Origin of the sequence: Paenarthrobacter sp. NPDC090517 (assembly GCF_044769165.1) — a bacterium.
Classification (GTDB): domain Bacteria; phylum Actinomycetota; class Actinomycetes; order Actinomycetales; family Micrococcaceae; genus Arthrobacter.
In genome coordinates this window covers 1,791,004-1,806,463 of the sequence record NZ_JBIVXN010000001.1, presented here as the reverse complement: position 1 = coordinate 1,806,463, position 15,460 = coordinate 1,791,004, and the positions used below count along the sequence as shown (strand labels likewise).

Sequence of the window (15,460 nt, the reverse complement as noted above, 5' to 3'; positions counted from 1 at the left end):
CTTGGCTAGGGGGAACTTCACAACTGAGTCACTTTTCCTGTCAAAGCTGTCACGCATGTGCTTTAGGCAGGTGCTTGCGCTAGGCGGGAGTGGTTTCGCGTGCTTCCGCGGCCAACGCTGCGGCGGCCAGGTAAACGGTGCGTACGACGGCGGCGCGTCGCCTTTCGGCCCTGCCCGGATCGTCCCCTGCCATGAGTCCGTCGAGCGCAGGGAGGACCGGGGCGGCGTCGCACAAGCTCACGATGGTGATGAGGAGGTCCCCGGCGTCCTCCCTGGAAATGCCGGGGAGGGCCGCGATGGTGCTATTGACCTTGGAGGCGCAGTTGGCCATCCGCTTCGGCAGTCCCACAACTTCCGCGCCCCGTTCAAGCCCTTCCCAAAACAGGAGGCGTGGTGCCGTTGCGTCCTTCTGGTGGTGGTCGAAGAGGCGGCCGGCGTAGTCTGCCATGGCCTCAGGTCCGCTGCCCTCGATGGGTACTTCATCCATGAGTGAACTCAAGGCGGTGACGATTACGGCGTCGAAAAGCGCATTCTTGTTGCCGAAGTACTGGTAGATCCGCTCCTTGTTGACGCCCGCCTCAGCGGCAATGCGGTCAATGCGGGCACCGGCCAGTCCACGCGCGCAAAACTCGGACGTTGCCGCTTTGAGCAGCAGCCCCTTGGTTCGCTCTGTGTCCCACGCCATAGGGTCATATTACCAGTTTCCAACTAGATGGTTGTAATTGCTGGCGAGCGGGGTTATGGTGATCCCAAGCCAAAAGCAACCGTTTAGTTGGAGAATGCCATGACCACACAAACAACCTCCCAGATCGCCGCCGGGCCCACCGCGCCGGCAACCCGCCCTCACATGCCATCCGTGCACGTTCGCGCCGTGATTACGTGGTTGGCCATCTTCCCGCTCGTGTCCATCGGCATGCTGCTGCTCGGCCCGATCATGGACTCGTGGCACCCGGTCTTGCGCGCGCTGCTGCTGACTGCCCTTGTGGTTCCCGCAGCTGTTTACGTTGTGGTTCCCAAGCTTATGGCCGGCCACGGCGCCCTGTCCCGCAAGGCCGTGGAGCGCGCAGCCCAACGCGCTGCGCGCAAGTCCGCTTAACCCAAGTAGGTCGCAGATCAGGTCGTTATGAGAGCTGATAACGACCTGATCTGCTACCCAGTTGGGTGCAACGCCGGGACTAAGCGTCCCGCAGCTGCTCGACGTCGGCAATGGTCGGGTATGCGGCCTGCGTCCCCTTCTTGGTTGCAGCCAACGCTGCGGCTACCGAGGCGAAGGACGCCGCGCCGGCAAGTGACTCTCCGGCAGCCAAGCGCGCTGCCACGGCACCCGTGAAGGCATCGCCGGCACCCGTAGTGTCAACCGCAGAAACGCGCGTCGGGGCAATGCGCGTGATTTGGTCTTGAGCGCCACGCGCCAACGAATCCAGGACTACGGAACCGTGTGCTCCGAGGGTCACCAGAACCCGCTGCAAGCCCCGGTCGGCGAACTGGCTCCGGACCGGCTCCCACGCCTCCACGCTGGCCCCGGCGTCAGGTATGTCGGCTTCTGCGCCGAGGAACAGTGAGGCCTCGTGCGCGTTCACCAGCAGCACGTCGCTCAACCCGGCCAAACGCTCCGGCACCTCGGCGTACGGCGAGAGATTCAATAGGACTGTTGCGCCGGCGTCGTGCCCTGCTTGGGCGGCGGCCATCACAGTATCGATCCCCACTTCCAGGCAAAGGCACACCACAGCCGCGTCCTCGAAGGCGTCGGGTGTAACGTCCGACGGCCTCAGGGTGCCATTGGCGCCGGCCGAGATGATGATGCTGTTCTCGCCGATGGCATCCACGGAAATGACTGCGACACCGGTGGCGACGTCGGAGCGTCGAACCCGCGAAACCTCCACTCCGGCGTTGACTGTCGAGTCAAGGAGCATGGTGCCGTTGGAGTCGTCACCCACGGCGCCGATCAGGGTTACTTGCCCGCCGAGCTTGCTGGCAGCCACCGCCTGGTTAGCACTCTTGCCGCCAGGGTTCACTGCGAAACCGTTGCCGTGGACTGTCTCACCGGGCTGGGGGAGGCGGTCGCAGTAGATGGTGAGGTCTGCGTTGAGGGAGCCGACGACGACGATTCCTGCCTTGGGTGCGCTGGTCATGCGGCCACCTTTTGGTCCTCGGTCACTTCTGCGTCCACTGGCTTTGGAATAAGCAGCGAGGCCGCGAAAGCTGCGAACGTGATGGCCAGGCCGACCACCACAACGGTCAAATAAGAAGCTTTGTCGTCGTTGAGCGGAGCCGTGGCCGCGAGGACCGCGGGAAGGACAAGGAAGCTCAGCCCGGCGCCGAGGTTAAAGGCGCCGGCATTCATGCCCGGTAGGAAGCCCGGGTTGCCCTGCGGCGAGAGGACCACGCCTAGTCCGTTCAGCATGATGTTGACGGTACCGGCGTACATGATGCCCAGCAAGGCCGTGCCCACGATCATCATCGGCAGGTTGTTCAGGCCGAAGAAGGCGATAATCGCCAAGGCAACGAGGCTGCCGAGCAGGCCGATGCGCAGGACCTTGGTGTAACCGAGGACCGGGGCAAGCCGGCCGCTGATGGGGCCGAACAGCCAGCCCAGCAGCGCGTAGGGGGTCAGGATAATGAGCGACATCTCGGTGGGGCCAACGCCGAAGCCGGGATCAGCTGCCTGAACATAGGCGGGGACTATGCCGTTGATGACGGCGAAGATGCCGGTCATGGTGAGGGTGGTGGTCAACAGTGGAGCCCAGGTGGAGCGCTGGCGCAGGTGCACGGTTTCCACCATGGGCTGCTTGGCGCGCTTCTCCACGGTCCAAAACGCAAAGAATGCGACGGCGGCGATCACCGTGAGCACGATCGCGAGGGTCAGGGTCCCGGCGTCGAAGGCCGTGGCCAGTTTGGCGCCCTCGTTCAGGGCGGTCAGCAGGGCGCCGACGGCGATGACGATGAAGAACACGCCCAGCCAGTCCATGGTGGTGCCTGCGCCAGGCTTGCTTTCGCCGGCCAGGACGGCGATCAGGACCGTAGCTACCAAGGCCAGCGCAACCATCAGCCAGAAGATGCTGCGGAAGCCAAAGTTTTCAGCGAAGTATCCGCCCACGAAAGAGTCGACGCCGGCCACGCCGCCGTTGACTGCCGTGATGAGGCCCATGAGGGTGCCGTACTTGCGCGGATTGGTGACCGCTGAACGGAGCATGATCAGGCAGAGCGGAACTGTCGGGCCGCTGACACCCTGGATGATGCGGCCCACGAACAGCCACGTGACGTCCGGCGCCATTGCTGCGATGACAGAGCCAACAGCCATCAGGAGCATCATGCCAACGAGGATCTTCTTGCGGCCAACGATGTCGCTGAGGCGCGGGAGGAAGAGGGAGAAGAGTGCTGCGGCGGTGAAGAACCAGGTCTGCGACAGGCCGATGGTGGCTTGGTCCGTGTTGAGTTCGTTGCCCATGGTGACAAGTGCGGGGCTGAGCATGGACGCGTTGAGCTGGAAGGCCACGCAGGCTGCCAGTAACGCAACCATGAGGGCGGTGACGTTGCCGCGGGTGGATTTGGATTCTGTTGTGGGGGAGGACATTACTTGGCTTCTCCTGCCAGGACCGTCTCGGCTACTTCGGTGGCGGTAGCGCCGGCGTCGTGCATTGGTTCGCCGATCCGTTCAATCGCATCGGTGACCAAATCCCAGAACTTCTTGTGGTCCAGGTCCACGGCAACGGAGGTGTGGCAGTCATCCGGCGCGGGTGCGCGGAAGTCTGCAACGGTCATGCCGAGGGTGAGTTTGCCCTGCAGTTCGATGTCCACCGGGACCTTGCGGGTGGTCATGACGGTGGGGTCGATGACATAGGCCACGGCGCACGGGTCGTGGACCGGCGGGAAATCGAAACCCTGGGCATCTTTGTAGGTCTTCTGAAAGAAATCCATGAGTTCCATGACGAACTTGGCGGGCTTGGTGCCAATTTTCGCGATGCGGTCCACCACTTCGTCCGTGGCCAGCGCCTGGTGCGTGAGGTCCAGGCCCACCATCACCAGGGGCCACTTTTCATTGAAGACAATGTGCGCAGCTTCGGGGTCGATGATGATGTTGAACTCCGCCACGGCGCTCCAGTTGCCCACGTGGTAGCCGCCGCCCATGAGGACAACTTCCTTCACGCGCTCAACGATGCGCGGCTCCTTGCGGGCAGCCATCGCGATGTTGGTGAGGCCCGCCGTGGGGACCAAAGTGACGGTTCCCGGCTCGTGCGCCATGACGGTTTCGATGATGAGGTCGACGGCGTGGCGCGGGTCCAGCTCGATGGCGGACTCGGGCTGCGCCGGGCCATCCATCCCGGAATCTCCGTGGATGCTGGGGGCCGTTTCGATGGTGCGCACCAAGGGGCGGTCGCAGCCGGCGGCGAAGGGGACGCCAGTGATGCCGGCAATGGTGGCTACGGAGAGCGCGTTCCGAGTGACCTTTTCAAGAGTCTGGTTTCCCACCACGGTGGTCACCGCCAGCAGTTCGATGTCCGGGTTGCCGTGAGCCAGCAGCAATGCCACTGCGTCGTCATGGCCAGGGTCGCAGTCAAGAATGATCTTCTTGCGTGCCGGTGTCATGGTGTTGGGTTCCACGGTTCTCTCCACGTCATTGGGGCCTGCCTGGTACTTGCCCGGGGCAGGGCGCTAAGCATTCAGGGGAATTCTGGCACTGCATTGCGGGGTACGTCAAACGCTTAACGTTCCTCCTGTGCTCGGTACGTCAAGCGCTTGATGCCTTCTCGCAGGTCAGAGCCGCTTATGAACGCTACGATCGATGCATGGAATCCCTGGATCGGCGCCACGGTCGCGCGCAGCGCTCACCTCGCGTGACGGCTGCGATGGTGGCCGCCCGGGCAGGCGTTTCGACGGCGACCGTCTCACTGGTGGCGAACGGAAAAACGCAAGGGCGGGTATCCGAGGACAACATTTCCCGAGTCCGTTCTGCCATCGCCGAACTCGGTTATGTGGTGGACAGCATTGGCAGTTCCCTGGCCCGCGGTGTCAGCTCGATCGTCATCTTGGTGACGCCGGACGTTTCCAACCCCTTCTTTGCCAACGTCATCGCGGGCGTGCGGGAATCATTGGGCGCCCGGTATCAGCTGCTGCTTTCCGTGACCGATGCCGGCGAGTCACCCCAGGCTGATGATGTCCGCAAGTTGCTGGCACTCCGCCCCGCCGGTCTGCTGGTGGGCGCTCCCAGCGCGGAATTCCTGGAAGACCTGTCCGCTGCGGGGCCTCTGGTGCTGTTGGACGCCCCGGGCCTCGAGTCCTACGCCCCTTCCGTGAATCTGGATGTTGCCCAAGGTGCGCGGGAGCTCGCCCGGCATTTGGCGTCTTCCGGGCACACCCGCGCGGCCTACGTGGACGGCGTGACAGGCACAACTACATTCCAGTTGCGCCGCGAAGCCTTCCTGGCGGAGGCTGCTGCGTGCGGACTTTCAGTGGCCGATGGGCACGTCATCAGCACCCCGATCGACGTCGGTGCTGCCGCCGCCGCGTTCGCCGAAGCCTGGCCGGAGTGGCAGCGCCAAGGGGTCACCGCCGTCGTCTGCGGTACGGATACGCATGCCTATGGCGTGCTGCAGGAAGCCCGCGTTGAGGGTGTCCGGATCCCTGAGGAACTGGCAGTTGCAGGCTTCGATGATCTTCCCTACTCGGCCACCAGCAATCCCAGCCTCACCAGCGTCCACCTGCCTGCGACGCCCCTGGGACGCAAAGCGGGGGAGCAGCTGCGGGGGCTGATGGAAGGCCTGCCGTTGGAGGAATCGCATGTGACGCTCGAGAGCTCGCTGGTGGTGCGGGGATCTACGTCTCTGAGCTAGGGGCAGCCTTTCTAGCTAGGAGATAGAGGGCGAAGCTGGTCCTCCGTCACGGGTAGCAAGACCGTGAAATATATCTGGGGAGCGGTCATGTCGCCCCAATCTTCCTTCTTCACTCGAACCACGGACGGCGTCACTTCCGCTATCCGCACGCGCAACCAACCGCCGTCGTCGAGCCGTAACTCGTGAGGGTCGGCGAGGTAGCGCAGCCCGAGTTCGTCAAGAGTTTCTTCCGCGCTCAACCAATCCACAACGTCGGTCCGGGGACGGCCCAGCAAGTCCACGGCAACAAACCCGTCATCCATGGGCTTCATCCAACCCACGTGCTCACCGTCGTCCGCGCGTCGGTGTTCGATCCACTCCGGTTCCATGCCCTCGACGGTAGCACCGGGGGTCGGCTGGGTTGCCTGGCTACTGCATTGATTTGAAGAGGCTAGTGAATGACTGCGAGCAGGATGCCCACCAGGACGAACAGGCAGCCGAAGACGCGATTGAGTACTTTCTGGCCACGCTGGTCGTGGGTGAAACGTTGGAATGACCGTGCCGCCAGGGCGAAGAAGAACCACATCACCAGGATGTCGATGACCAGAACGGTAGCTGTGAGCACGGCATATTGCTGGAGAAGCGGCTGGTCCGGCCTGATGAACTGCGGCATGAACGCCAGGAAGAACACGATGGCTTTCGGGTTCAGCAGGTTCACCCAGATGCCGCGCTGGAACATGGACAGGGCCGACTCGTTCTTTTGGCTGTCGACCTTTTCCTCGTCCAAATCCGGCTTGCGCAGGAACTGCCGGATCCCGAGGTACACCAGATACGCGGCGCCAGCATAGCGAATGACATTGAAGATGACGGGTGAGTTGGAAACCAGGACGCCCACGCCCAGGGCGACGATGACGATATGCATGACCAAGGCCACCTGCTGCCCGAGGATGCCCCAGATGGAGCGTCGGAAGCCGGAACTGAGCGAGTTGCTCATGGTGAAGATGGCGCCGGCGCCGGGAGTGAAACTGATCAGGGTGCCGGCACCAACCAGGGCCAGCCAAAGTGAAAACTGCACATCTCAGCTTATGCCCGTGAGGTGGGTGCTCGGGACGCGTTGCTTCACCACCTACTTTGGCGGATGACGGGGCGGAATGCACCCGCAAGAGGTTGATTTCCCTGCCAACTGAGCTCAAAGAAGGTCAGGAAGCCGCGGCTTAGGGCAAACTGGTGCCGTGAGCGGAATCCCGTGGGTGCTGCACGTTGACCTGGACCAGTTCATTGCCGCTGTGGAGATACTCCGGCGGCCTGAGCTCGCGGGCAATCCCGTCATTGTGGGAGGCAGGGGGGACCCCACGGAAAGGGCTGTAGTGTCCACGGCCTCCTATGAAGCCAGGGCGTTCGGCGTCGGCTCCGGCATGCCGCTGCGGATAGCGGCGCGGAAGGTGCCGGACGCCATCATCCTGCCGGTCGATCAAGAGGCCTACCTCGCGGCTTCGGAAGTAGTCATGACCACCCTCCGCGCACAGCCGGGCTCCACCGTTCAAGTACTGGGGTGGGATGAAGCATTCGTGGGCGTTGAAACTGAGGACCCTGAACAGTATGCGAAACAGATTCAAGCTGCCGTCCTGGAACAAACCCAGCTGCACTGCAGCGTGGGCATCGGTGACACTTTGGTGCGCGCCAAGAATGCGACCGACTTCGGCAAACCAGCCGGCATATTCAAGCTGACCAAAGAGAACTGGCTCGATGTCATGGGCGCCAAGCCCACCAAGGAGCTGTGGGGCGTTGGACCCAAAGTCTCGCAGCGGCTGGCGAAACACCACATCACCACGGTGGCAGAGCTAGCTGCGTGCGATCCCCAGGTCCTCGTCCCTGAGTTCGGCCCGAAGATGGGGCCTTGGTACGCGCAGTTGGGGCGTGGGGAAGGTTCCAGCGAGGTGGATGACACGCCGTGGGTCGCCCGGGCACATGGCCGCGAGACCACCTTCCAGCAGGACCTGACCGAGCCAACGCAGATCAGCGATGCCATCAAGGAGTTGACCGCGCGCGTCCTTGAGGACGTGGCAGCGGAGGGACGTCCTGTGATCGGACTGACCCTCAAAGTCCGCTATGCACCGTTTTTCACCAAGACCTACGCGAGGAAAATCCCGGAGACCTTCGACAAAGAAGAAGTCCTCACCCAAGCCTTGGACCTCACGGCGAAGATGGAGCCGGACCGTCCCATTCGGCTCCTCGGGCTGCGGGCAGAAATGTCCATGCCTGAAGAAGCCCGCAAGGGACATACGCCAACCCGCAGTGGTTGGTAACGCCGTCGGGCTCTAAGGGCCCGACGGCGGCCCGGAAGCTACCAGCGCGGGTGGATCGCTTCGCGGAAGTAGCGGTCATAGATGTCCCGAACTCCGTCAGCCAACCCTGCCCCGACGGATTGCATCCCGCCGGCCTCGGCATTTGCGGCTGCCTGCGAAGCGGATCGTGCACCCGGAATGACCGAGGTGACACCGTCCTGGGCGATAACCCAGGCGAGGGCCGCTTGTGCGGTGCTGACGCCGTCGGGCACTAACCCGCTGAACTCTTGGGCGGCTTTGACACCGGTTGCGAAATCGACGCCGGAGAACGTCTCGCCAACATCGAAGGAAGACCCGTCGCGGTTGTAATTCCGGTGGTCATCCTCGGGAAACTCGGTGTCCGGCGTGTACTTCCCGGACAGCAGGCCAGAGGCAAGCGGCACCCTGGCAATAATGCCAACGACTGCTTCCTTGGCTGCCGGCAGCACGTCGTCGAGGGGCTTCAGACGAAAGGCGTTGAGGATGATCTGCACGGATGCGGTGTTCCCGCGCTTAATCGCCTCAAGGGCTTCATCCGTACGTTCGACGCTGACGCCGTAATTGCGGATGGCGCCTTCGCTGACCAAGGTGTCCAAGGCATCGTAGACCTCGTCGCTGCTGTAGACGGACGTGGGAGGGCAGTGCAATTGGACGAGGTCAAGGGTGTCCTGCTGCAAGTTGCGCCGCGAACGGTCGGTCCACGCCCGGAAGTTCTCCAGCGTGTAATTTTCGTGGAGTTGATCCACGCGACGGCCCATTTTGGTGGCAACGGTGATGTCCAGGTCCGGATGTGCCCGGAGGAAGCGTCCGATGAACTGCTCGCTGCGGCCGTCTCCGTAAACGTCTGCGGTGTCGAAGAAATTGACGCCGCCTTCCACCGAGGCTTCAAGGACGGAATTGGCGTCCTCTTCAGTGACGGAACCCCAGTCGGCTCCAAGTTGCCAGGTTCCCAGACCGATGGTGGAGACGGACCGGCCGGTCTTGCCAAGTATGCGTTGTTCCATGGATTCGACTATATGGGCTATTGCTGGTCCATCCGCGCTACTTTTCCCATCAAGTACTTTCGTTCGGGCAGGCTTCCGGTCTTTTTGGCGGCGGACAGGTAGGCTGCGCGGGCCTCCACGTAGGAGCCCGACATCTCCAGTAAATGTCCCCTGACGGCGTCCAAGCGGTGCGTCCGGCCAAGCGCGTCATCCAACCCGACAAGCAGATCGAGTCCGGCGGACGGTCCATGAACCATGGCCACGGCTACCGCCCGGTTCAGCGTGACCACAGGGCTGGGTGCAACTGCTTCCAGGACTGTGTAAAGCGCTAGGATCTGCGGCCAGTCAGTCTTCTCATCGGAGGTAGCCTCCGCGTGAACGGCGGCGATGGCTGCTTGTAGTTGATATGGTCCAGCTGCCCCGCGTCCCAGGACGGATGACAGCAGCGCGATGCCCTCTTTGATCTGCACCTGGTTCCAGAGCCGTCGGTCCTGCTCCGCCAACGGCACGGGGGTTCCATCCGGCAACACGCGCGCTGCACGCCGGGAATCGGTCAGCAGCATCAGCGCCAGCAAGCCGACCGCCTCCGGTTCACGCGGCACTACGGCCACCAACAGGCGCGTCACCCGGATGGCTTCAGTGGTGAGCTCCTCGCGCTGCAGCCAAGGACCCGAGCTAGCGGCGTAACCTTCGTTGAAAATCAGGTACAGGACGTGAAGTACGACGCCGAGCCTTGCCTTGCGCTCGGAAGCCGGCGGCATGCTGAACGTGGCTCCCGCTTTGTGGATCCCTTGTTTCGCGCGGCTGATGCGTTGTCCCATGGTCGCTTCGGGGACCAGGAAAGCCGAGGCGATTTCCGCCGTCGTGAGTCCTCCGACGGCCCGGAGCGTTAAGGCGAGTTGCGACGATGCTGAGAGAGCCGGGTGGCAGCAGAGGAACATCAGGGTGAGCGTGTCGTCGGCCTCCGGGAGGGAGCTGTAGGAGAAATCGACGTTCATGGCCGCGACTCGTTCTTCGCGGGCTCGTCGGGCGCTTTCGCTGCGCCACATATCCACCAGCCTGCGGGATGCGACCGCCATCAACCACGCCCTGGGGTTGTCCGGCAGCCCTGAGGGCCACCGAAGAGCGGCCTCAAGGAGCGCTTCCTGGACGGCATCCTCGCAGGCATCGAACTGTCCATGCGTCCGTGCCAGCACGCCGAGGACCTGCGGCGCCAACGTGCGCAGCAGGTCCTCGATGCGCGTGTCCCGCGGGGAACCCAGTTAGACCTCCGGCAAAGCTTCCTGCGGCGGAGCTTCCTGGACTGCGCGAAGCTCAACCACTTGCGCGTACTTCACGATGCTTGAACAGATCTCCACGGCACGTTCTTCGCTGGCCACATCGACCACCCAGTAGCCCACCAGGGACTCCTTCGACTCTGCGAACGGGCCGTCGGTGGTAATGACGCCGTCGGGGGTCTGTTTGACCAGCTTCGCGGTGCTGCCATCAGCCAGGCCGGCGTTGAACACCATCTCGCCGGACTCCGTCAGGTCCTTGTCGATCTGAATCATGAACCCGATCATTTCCTGGATCCAGGCTGGATCGGCTGTCTCCATCATGCCCTCGGCCGATCCGAACATCATGATCATGTATTTCATCTCAAACTCCTTGTGAGGAGCGCCCTTTGTGGGTGCTTTCACTCATGGGTCGGAACTGCGGTGGGCATTTCTACATGCTTGGGCAAACCTTTTGCGAAGATTACCTTTTTTGTGAGGACTAAGCCCGGGCAATGACCTCGCCATTCGGAATGAGGAAGAATCCGTCATCCGTGGCTCCCCACCGGTGCCAGCCCGCGGCGATCCTGGCGAGATCGGCCTCGTTGGCGAATCCATACTCAAGGGCTTGCTCGGCGAACGCTGAGTGCAGCACCCGTTCGCTCCATACCCTGGATTGCCACGCGCGCTGCTGCGCGGTGGCGTAAAGCCAGTTGCTGCTGGTTGGTGCCACCTGGGTGAAACCTGCTTGCTGAGCCCACGAAACCAAGCGACGACCGGCGTCGGGTTCTGCTCCGTTGCGGCGGGCGATCTTTTGGTAGAGCTCCATCCAGTCGTCCAGCTCCGGGACTTCCGGGTACCAGCTCATGCCGTGGAAATCGGCGTCGCGCACCGCCACGATCGCCCCGGGTTTGGCCACGCGACGCATCTCGCGGAGGGCGGCGACGGGGTCGGTCAGGTGCTGGAGGACTTGGTGGGCATGGACGAGGTCGAAGGACTCGTCCTCAAAGTCGAGGTCGTAGATGTTGCCCGTCTGGAAGGTCACGTTGTCCACGGCGCGCTCGGTTGCCAGTTCGGTGGCTTGAGCGACAATGTCGGCGGACCGGTCCAAACCGATCACTTGAGCGGGCGCAACCAGCCCCGCGAAGTCGCAAGTGATACTGCCTGGTCCGCATCCGACGTCGAGCACTGACGTTCCGGGGGTGAGATGGGGGATCACAAACGCGGCCGAATTCTCGACCGTCCGTGAGGCGTGGGCCCGGACAACCGACTCGTGGTGTCCGTGGGTATAGACATCTTCAGGCTGCTGCGCGTTCATAGGGAAACGCTACAACTTGGAAGGTGAATTTAGGTGGAGCGCGTTGCGTCGGGTTGGGTGGCTTCCTCGCGGGCTGCCAGGGTGGCTTCCACCATGTCTGTCATGAACCGGGTGACAAGCTCCAGCTCCTCAGGGCTGTACGCGGCCATAGCCTTTCCCATGCGGATAGCCAACGGCATGAACATTGCGCTGCCATCCCGGTACGCCTTGGGTGTCATCTGCAACTGGACTTGCCGGCGATCCGCGCCAAGGCGTTCGCGCACCACGTGCCCGGACGCATGCAGGCGATCAACCAACGCAGTAGTGGCGGGGGAGCTGAGCCGGAGTTCGGCACGGAGAACGCCGGGCGTGACAACTTTGCCCGCTGCGGAATGGCGCATGATGACGGCTAGTGCGTTCAGGTCCGTGCGGTGCATGTCGTTCCGGCCACCTGCTGCGTCCACGTAGTGGTTCGCTTCGAGTGTGAAGTCCTGCAGGAGGCGCACAAGTTCCTGGGGAGCTGCGTTTTGGGGGCGGCTCGCCTCAGGTCGCGGGACTGTTGGGTCCGACATGTCCGCCCTCCTGCCAGCGTCGTCTCGTATTTACTGCCTTCCGGATATTACTCCCAGCGGTCCCGGAATCCGGCATCAGCAGTTCTGCGATCTATGAATAGTTCCATGATAGAGATAATCTATGATGGAATAAAGGTCGCATCATCATCCCCAAAGAAGAAGGACTCATGAACTCGCAGAAAGTACCGTTCTGGCTGCGCTGGCTTGTGCCCGTGGTGCTGGTCATTACGTGGCTCGGAATCGCAGGCGTTGGCGGCCCCACCTTTGGGCGATTGGAGGAAGTCTCCTCGAACGACCAGGCCTCCTTCCTTCCCGCTGGCGCCGAAGCCACGGAAGCTGGCGACTGGCAGGCCAAGTTCCGGGACTCCGAGGAGATTCCGGCTGTGGTCATCGTGGAGAACGGCACCGCGTTTACCCCGGCCCAGCTGGGCGAAGCAGCCCAACTGAAAGCCGACATTGAGGCACTTGGGCTGGGGAGCGCCGTCGTCGGGCCTATTCCATCCGAAGACAGCAAAGCCGTTCAATTCATTGTTCCCATGGCGTCCTCCGATGAGCTGCGGGAGAAAGTCCAGGAGCTGCGCGACGTCGTGCAGCCTGGTGCTCCGGACGGAATGCAGGCGTTCGTCACTGGGCCAGCTGGCCTGACCGCGGACCTCGTCAACGCATTCGGCGGGATCGACGGCATTCTGCTGCTGGTTGCCCTGGGTGCCGTGTTCGTGATCCTGCTGCTGGTTTACCGCTCGGTGGTGCTGCCGCTGGCGGTGCTGTTCACGTCGGTCTTCGCCTTGTGCGCCGCGATTCTTCTGGTGTTCGGCATGGCCAAGCTCGGCTGGATCCAATTGAACGGCCAGAGCCAAGGCATCCTCTCAATTCTTGTGATTGGTGCGGCTACCGACTACGCACTGCTGTATGTTGCGAGGTTCCGTGAAGCCCTGACCCACACCACTAACCGCACGCAGGCAGTCATTACAGCTTGGAAGGCATCGTTTGAGCCGATCCTCGCTTCTGGTGCCACCGTGATCATCGCCCTTCTCTGCCTGCTCTTCTCGGACCTGAACTCCAACAAAGCGCTGGGTCCCGTGGCAGCTGCCGGCATCCTCTGTTCCCTGTTCGCCGCGCTGACACTCCTGCCCGCGTTGATGGCTTTGCTTGGACGGGCCGCCTTCTGGCCCTTCCGGCCCAAGCTGCTGCCCGACGACGAACGCGAACCTGAGATTGTCACCGGACTTGAGGGGCAAAAGGGTTTGTGGCGCGCCACGGGCCGTCTGGTCTCCAAGCGGCCGCGCGTCGTGTGGGTGGCTTCCGTGCTGCTGCTCCTCGCTGCCTCTACCGGCTTGATGCAATTGAAGGCTAACGGCGTTCCGCAAACGGACGTCATTCTCTCTGCTTCCGACGCCGTCGACGGCCAGGAAGCGCTGGCGCGCCACTTCGACGCCGGCAGCGGCAGCCCCGCCGTCGTGGTCGCTTCCGAAGGTGCCGCGCAGCAGGTGCTGGAGAAGGTTAAAGCGGCCGGCGGCGTGGGCGACGCTTACCTGTTGGCTGATGGAAATGTTCCCATCACCGGCGCTCCCGGGACTCCTGCTGATCCGGCTGTCCGCGAGGGCAGGGTGTTGATCAACGCGACGTTGAACTCAGCTGCGGATTCGATCGAAGCTGAAGAAGCGGTGAAGTCGCTACGGGTGGTAGTTAAGGAGGCCGACGCCGACGCTCTGGTGGGTGGGGTCACGGCGACAGCACTGGATACCAACACCACTGCGCAACGCGACTTGGTGGTCATCATCCCGATCGTGCTGGTGGTCATCCTGTTCATCCTGATGCTCCTGCTCCGGTCGGTGGTGGCGCCCGTGCTGCTGGTGCTCTCTGTGGTGCTTTCCTACGGTGCTGCGATGGGTGTCTCGGCGTGGGTCTTCAATGGAGTCTTCGGATTCTCCGGCGCCGACGCTACCGTGCCGCTCTTCGGCTTCGTGTTCCTGGTGGCCCTGGGCGTGGATTACAACATCTTCCTGATGAGTCGTGTCCGTGAAGAGTCGTTGAAGCATGGGACACGTCCGGGAATCCTGCGGGGATTGGCTGTTACCGGTGGTGTCATTACCTCTGCCGGAGTGGTCCTGGCTGCTACGTTCGCGGCTCTTGGTGTTATCCCCATCATGTTCCTGGTGCAGCTCGCGTTTATTGTGGCGTTTGGTGTGCTGCTGGATACGGTCCTGGTCCGCTCCCTGCTGGTTCCTGCGCTGGCCTACGACATCGGCAGCAAGATCTGGTGGCCTGGGAAGCTGGCACGGGAGTCTTCGTCGGCGCCGGCCGCTCCTCGCGAGGAGGAAGAGGCATCGGTGGGCCGATAATCGTCAGTCGATGACCGGCGAGCGGCGCTCCAGCAGCAGGGTGTCGCGCCATTGTCCGGCGGCGGGTCCGGTGCTCACGCGAGCAATACGGTCCCGCCGTCCGACGATGGCAAAACCATTGGCCTGGTGGAGTCGAATGCTGGCCTCGTTCTCGGGGAAGATGCTGGACTGGATGGTCCAGATTCCCTTCGCCTCGGTGGAGGTGGCGAGTGCCTGGAGAAGCAGTTTCCCAACGCCTTGGCCGCGCGCGGCGCCAGCCACGTATATGGAGTGCTCAACTACGCCCGCGTAGGCCGGTCGTGAGGAAACGGGGGAGACGGCGGTCCAGCCCAAGATGGTGCCCTCCTTGCTGATTGCCACAAATCGGTGCTCAGGCAATCTGGAGTTATTGAAAGCGTCCCATTCGGGTGCGGATGATTCGAACGTGGCGAAGCCGGTGTCGATGCCTTCCTGGAAAATCTCCCGGACAGCCGACCAGTCTTCAGGCTTCATTGCCCTAAGTGTTACTGTCACAGCTTGGCCAGAATGCCGGCGACGTCGTCCAAGGCACCCGGTACCAGGGAGTAGTAGGCCCACGTGCCGCGCTTCTCCCGGTGCAGCAGGCCTGCATCCACCAAAATCTTCAGATGGTGCGACACGGTTGGCTGGCCGAGGCCCAATGGCTCAGTGAGATCGCACACGCAGGATTCACCGGAAGACTCAGCTTTGACCATGGAAAGAAGCCGCAGCCGGTTGGGGTCGGCGAGGGCCTTGAACACCATTGCCTTCCGCCTGGCTTCCTCTGCACCCAAGGCAGGCTGACCCATCGGGTCGCAGCAGTCCTGCCCGGTGGCAGGATCCAGTGTGGGTAGTGCAGTCATATAACAATTATGCCGGAAC

The 15,460-nt window shown here is 62.7% G+C and carries 17 protein-coding genes; 4 read left to right on the top strand and 13 right to left on the bottom strand.

Annotation, left to right across the window (positions count from 1 at the left end; all coding sequences use genetic code 11):
• Positions 1-79: 79 nt before the first annotated feature.
• A complete protein-coding gene (locus tag ACIQTW_RS08400) occupies positions 80-685 on the bottom strand; it encodes a TetR/AcrR family transcriptional regulator (RefSeq protein ID WP_402935971.1) in 606 nt (201 codons plus the stop codon).
• Between the two features lie 99 nt (positions 686-784).
• Here ACIQTW_RS08400 and ACIQTW_RS08395 point away from each other — a divergent pair, with 99 nt between their 5' ends.
• On the top strand, positions 785-1,096 hold the full coding sequence (locus ACIQTW_RS08395; protein WP_402935969.1) for a hypothetical protein: 312 nt from the start codon (positions 785-787) through the stop codon (positions 1,094-1,096).
• Positions 1,097-1,175: 79 nt separating this feature from the next.
• On the opposite strand, the gene ACIQTW_RS08390 is transcribed toward ACIQTW_RS08395, so the two are convergent.
• Genes ACIQTW_RS08390 through ACIQTW_RS08380 form a run of 3 tightly spaced genes read right to left on the bottom strand, consistent with a single transcriptional unit; the run spans position 1,176 to position 4,587 of the window.
• Positions 1,176-2,132 carry a ribokinase gene (locus ACIQTW_RS08390; protein ID WP_402935967.1) on the bottom strand — a complete coding sequence of 319 codons (957 nt, stop codon included), beginning with the start codon at positions 2,130-2,132 and terminating at the stop codon, positions 1,176-1,178.
• On the bottom strand, positions 2,129-3,574 hold the full coding sequence (locus ACIQTW_RS08385) for an MFS transporter (protein ID WP_402935965.1): 1,446 nt from the start codon (positions 3,572-3,574) through the stop codon (positions 2,129-2,131). The genes ACIQTW_RS08390 and ACIQTW_RS08385 overlap by 4 nt, the downstream gene beginning before the upstream one ends.
• The gene (locus ACIQTW_RS08380) at positions 3,574-4,587 is read right to left on the bottom strand and encodes a nucleoside hydrolase (RefSeq protein ID WP_402936280.1); all 1,014 of its coding nucleotides are present in this window, start codon (positions 4,585-4,587) and stop codon (positions 3,574-3,576) included. The genes ACIQTW_RS08385 and ACIQTW_RS08380 overlap by 1 nt, the downstream gene beginning before the upstream one ends.
• A 200-nt stretch (positions 4,588-4,787) precedes the next feature.
• Here ACIQTW_RS08380 and ACIQTW_RS08375 point away from each other — a divergent pair, with 200 nt between their 5' ends.
• The gene (locus ACIQTW_RS08375) at positions 4,788-5,831 is read left to right on the top strand and encodes a LacI family DNA-binding transcriptional regulator (RefSeq protein WP_402935963.1); all 1,044 of its coding nucleotides are present in this window, start codon (positions 4,788-4,790) and stop codon (positions 5,829-5,831) included.
• Between the two features lie 11 nt (positions 5,832-5,842).
• Here the strand turns inward: ACIQTW_RS08375 and ACIQTW_RS08370 are convergent, their stop codons facing one another.
• Together ACIQTW_RS08370 and ACIQTW_RS08365 are read right to left on the bottom strand one after the other, a co-directional pair.
• Positions 5,843-6,199 carry a hypothetical protein gene (locus tag ACIQTW_RS08370; protein ID WP_402935961.1) on the bottom strand — a complete coding sequence of 119 codons (357 nt, stop codon included), beginning with the start codon at positions 6,197-6,199 and terminating at the stop codon, positions 5,843-5,845.
• Between the two features lie 62 nt (positions 6,200-6,261).
• Positions 6,262-6,885 carry a LysE family transporter gene (locus ACIQTW_RS08365; protein WP_402935959.1) on the bottom strand — a complete coding sequence of 208 codons (624 nt, stop codon included), beginning with the start codon at positions 6,883-6,885 and terminating at the stop codon, positions 6,262-6,264.
• A gap of 175 nt (positions 6,886-7,060) precedes the next feature.
• On the opposite strand from ACIQTW_RS08365, the gene ACIQTW_RS08360 reads away from it, so the two are divergent.
• On the top strand, positions 7,061-8,116 hold the full coding sequence (locus ACIQTW_RS08360) for a DNA polymerase IV (protein WP_402936278.1): 1,056 nt from the start codon (positions 7,061-7,063) through the stop codon (positions 8,114-8,116).
• Between the two features lie 38 nt (positions 8,117-8,154).
• Here the strand turns inward: ACIQTW_RS08360 and ACIQTW_RS08355 are convergent, their stop codons facing one another.
• The 5 genes from ACIQTW_RS08355 to ACIQTW_RS08335 form a co-directional block, all read right to left on the bottom strand.
• Positions 8,155-9,138 carry an aldo/keto reductase gene (locus ACIQTW_RS08355; protein ID WP_402935957.1) on the bottom strand — a complete coding sequence of 328 codons (984 nt, stop codon included), beginning with the start codon at positions 9,136-9,138 and terminating at the stop codon, positions 8,155-8,157.
• Positions 9,139-9,155: 17 nt separating this feature from the next.
• Positions 9,156-10,334 (bottom strand): RNA polymerase sigma factor, encoded by a 1,179-nt coding sequence (locus ACIQTW_RS08350; RefSeq protein ID WP_402935955.1) that lies wholly within the window; start codon positions 10,332-10,334, stop codon positions 9,156-9,158.
• Between the two features lie 45 nt (positions 10,335-10,379).
• Positions 10,380-10,754 (bottom strand): YciI family protein, encoded by a 375-nt coding sequence (locus ACIQTW_RS08345; protein WP_141280548.1) that lies wholly within the window; start codon positions 10,752-10,754, stop codon positions 10,380-10,382.
• A gap of 118 nt (positions 10,755-10,872) precedes the next feature.
• The gene (locus ACIQTW_RS08340) at positions 10,873-11,688 is read right to left on the bottom strand and encodes a methyltransferase domain-containing protein (protein WP_402935953.1); all 816 of its coding nucleotides are present in this window, start codon (positions 11,686-11,688) and stop codon (positions 10,873-10,875) included.
• 29 nt (positions 11,689-11,717) lie between these two features.
• Positions 11,718-12,239, bottom strand: a complete 522-nt coding sequence (locus ACIQTW_RS08335; protein ID WP_402935951.1) for a MarR family winged helix-turn-helix transcriptional regulator — start codon at positions 12,237-12,239, stop codon at positions 11,718-11,720.
• A gap of 167 nt (positions 12,240-12,406) precedes the next feature.
• Here ACIQTW_RS08335 and ACIQTW_RS08330 point away from each other — a divergent pair, with 167 nt between their 5' ends.
• Positions 12,407-14,581 carry an MMPL family transporter gene (locus ACIQTW_RS08330; protein WP_402935949.1) on the top strand — a complete coding sequence of 725 codons (2,175 nt, stop codon included), beginning with the start codon at positions 12,407-12,409 and terminating at the stop codon, positions 14,579-14,581.
• A gap of 3 nt (positions 14,582-14,584) precedes the next feature.
• On the opposite strand, the gene ACIQTW_RS08325 is transcribed toward ACIQTW_RS08330, so the two are convergent.
• Together ACIQTW_RS08325 and ACIQTW_RS08320 are read right to left on the bottom strand one after the other, a co-directional pair.
• Positions 14,585-15,094 (bottom strand): GNAT family N-acetyltransferase, encoded by a 510-nt coding sequence (locus ACIQTW_RS08325; RefSeq protein ID WP_402935947.1) that lies wholly within the window; start codon positions 15,092-15,094, stop codon positions 14,585-14,587.
• On the bottom strand, positions 15,091-15,441 hold the full coding sequence (locus ACIQTW_RS08320; RefSeq protein WP_402935945.1) for an ArsR/SmtB family transcription factor: 351 nt from the start codon (positions 15,439-15,441) through the stop codon (positions 15,091-15,093). Before ACIQTW_RS08320 ends, ACIQTW_RS08325 begins: the two co-directional genes overlap by 4 nt.
• Positions 15,442-15,460 lie beyond the last annotated feature (19 nt).

What these genes read in the sequence shown, in the direction of transcription:
- ACIQTW_RS08400 (WP_402935971.1), bottom strand. Translation starts at nt 685, where the DNA reads ATGGCGTGGGACACAGAGCGAACCAAGGGGCTGCTGCTCAAAGCGGCA.
- ACIQTW_RS08395 (WP_402935969.1), top strand. Translation starts at nt 785, where the DNA reads ATGACCACACAAACAACCTCCCAGATCGCCGCCGGGCCCACCGCGCCG.
- ACIQTW_RS08390 (WP_402935967.1), bottom strand. Translation starts at nt 2,132, where the DNA reads ATGACCAGCGCACCCAAGGCAGGAATCGTCGTCGTCGGCTCCCTCAAC.
- ACIQTW_RS08385 (WP_402935965.1), bottom strand. Translation starts at nt 3,574, where the DNA reads ATGTCCTCCCCCACAACAGAATCCAAATCCACCCGCGGCAACGTCACC.
- ACIQTW_RS08380 (WP_402936280.1), bottom strand. Translation starts at nt 4,587, where the DNA reads ATGACACCGGCACGCAAGAAGATCATTCTTGACTGCGACCCTGGCCAT.
- ACIQTW_RS08375 (WP_402935963.1), top strand. Translation starts at nt 4,788, where the DNA reads ATGGAATCCCTGGATCGGCGCCACGGTCGCGCGCAGCGCTCACCTCGC.
- ACIQTW_RS08370 (WP_402935961.1), bottom strand. Translation starts at nt 6,199, where the DNA reads ATGGAACCGGAGTGGATCGAACACCGACGCGCGGACGACGGTGAGCAC.
- ACIQTW_RS08355 (WP_402935957.1), bottom strand. Translation starts at nt 9,138, where the DNA reads ATGGAACAACGCATACTTGGCAAGACCGGCCGGTCCGTCTCCACCATC.
- ACIQTW_RS08345 (WP_141280548.1), bottom strand. Translation starts at nt 10,754, where the DNA reads ATGAAATACATGATCATGATGTTCGGATCGGCCGAGGGCATGATGGAG.
- ACIQTW_RS08340 (WP_402935953.1), bottom strand. Translation starts at nt 11,688, where the DNA reads ATGAACGCGCAGCAGCCTGAAGATGTCTATACCCACGGACACCACGAG.
- ACIQTW_RS08335 (WP_402935951.1), bottom strand. Translation starts at nt 12,239, where the DNA reads ATGTCGGACCCAACAGTCCCGCGACCTGAGGCGAGCCGCCCCCAAAAC.
- ACIQTW_RS08330 (WP_402935949.1), top strand. Translation starts at nt 12,407, where the DNA reads ATGAACTCGCAGAAAGTACCGTTCTGGCTGCGCTGGCTTGTGCCCGTG.
- ACIQTW_RS08320 (WP_402935945.1), bottom strand. Translation starts at nt 15,441, where the DNA reads ATGACTGCACTACCCACACTGGATCCTGCCACCGGGCAGGACTGCTGC.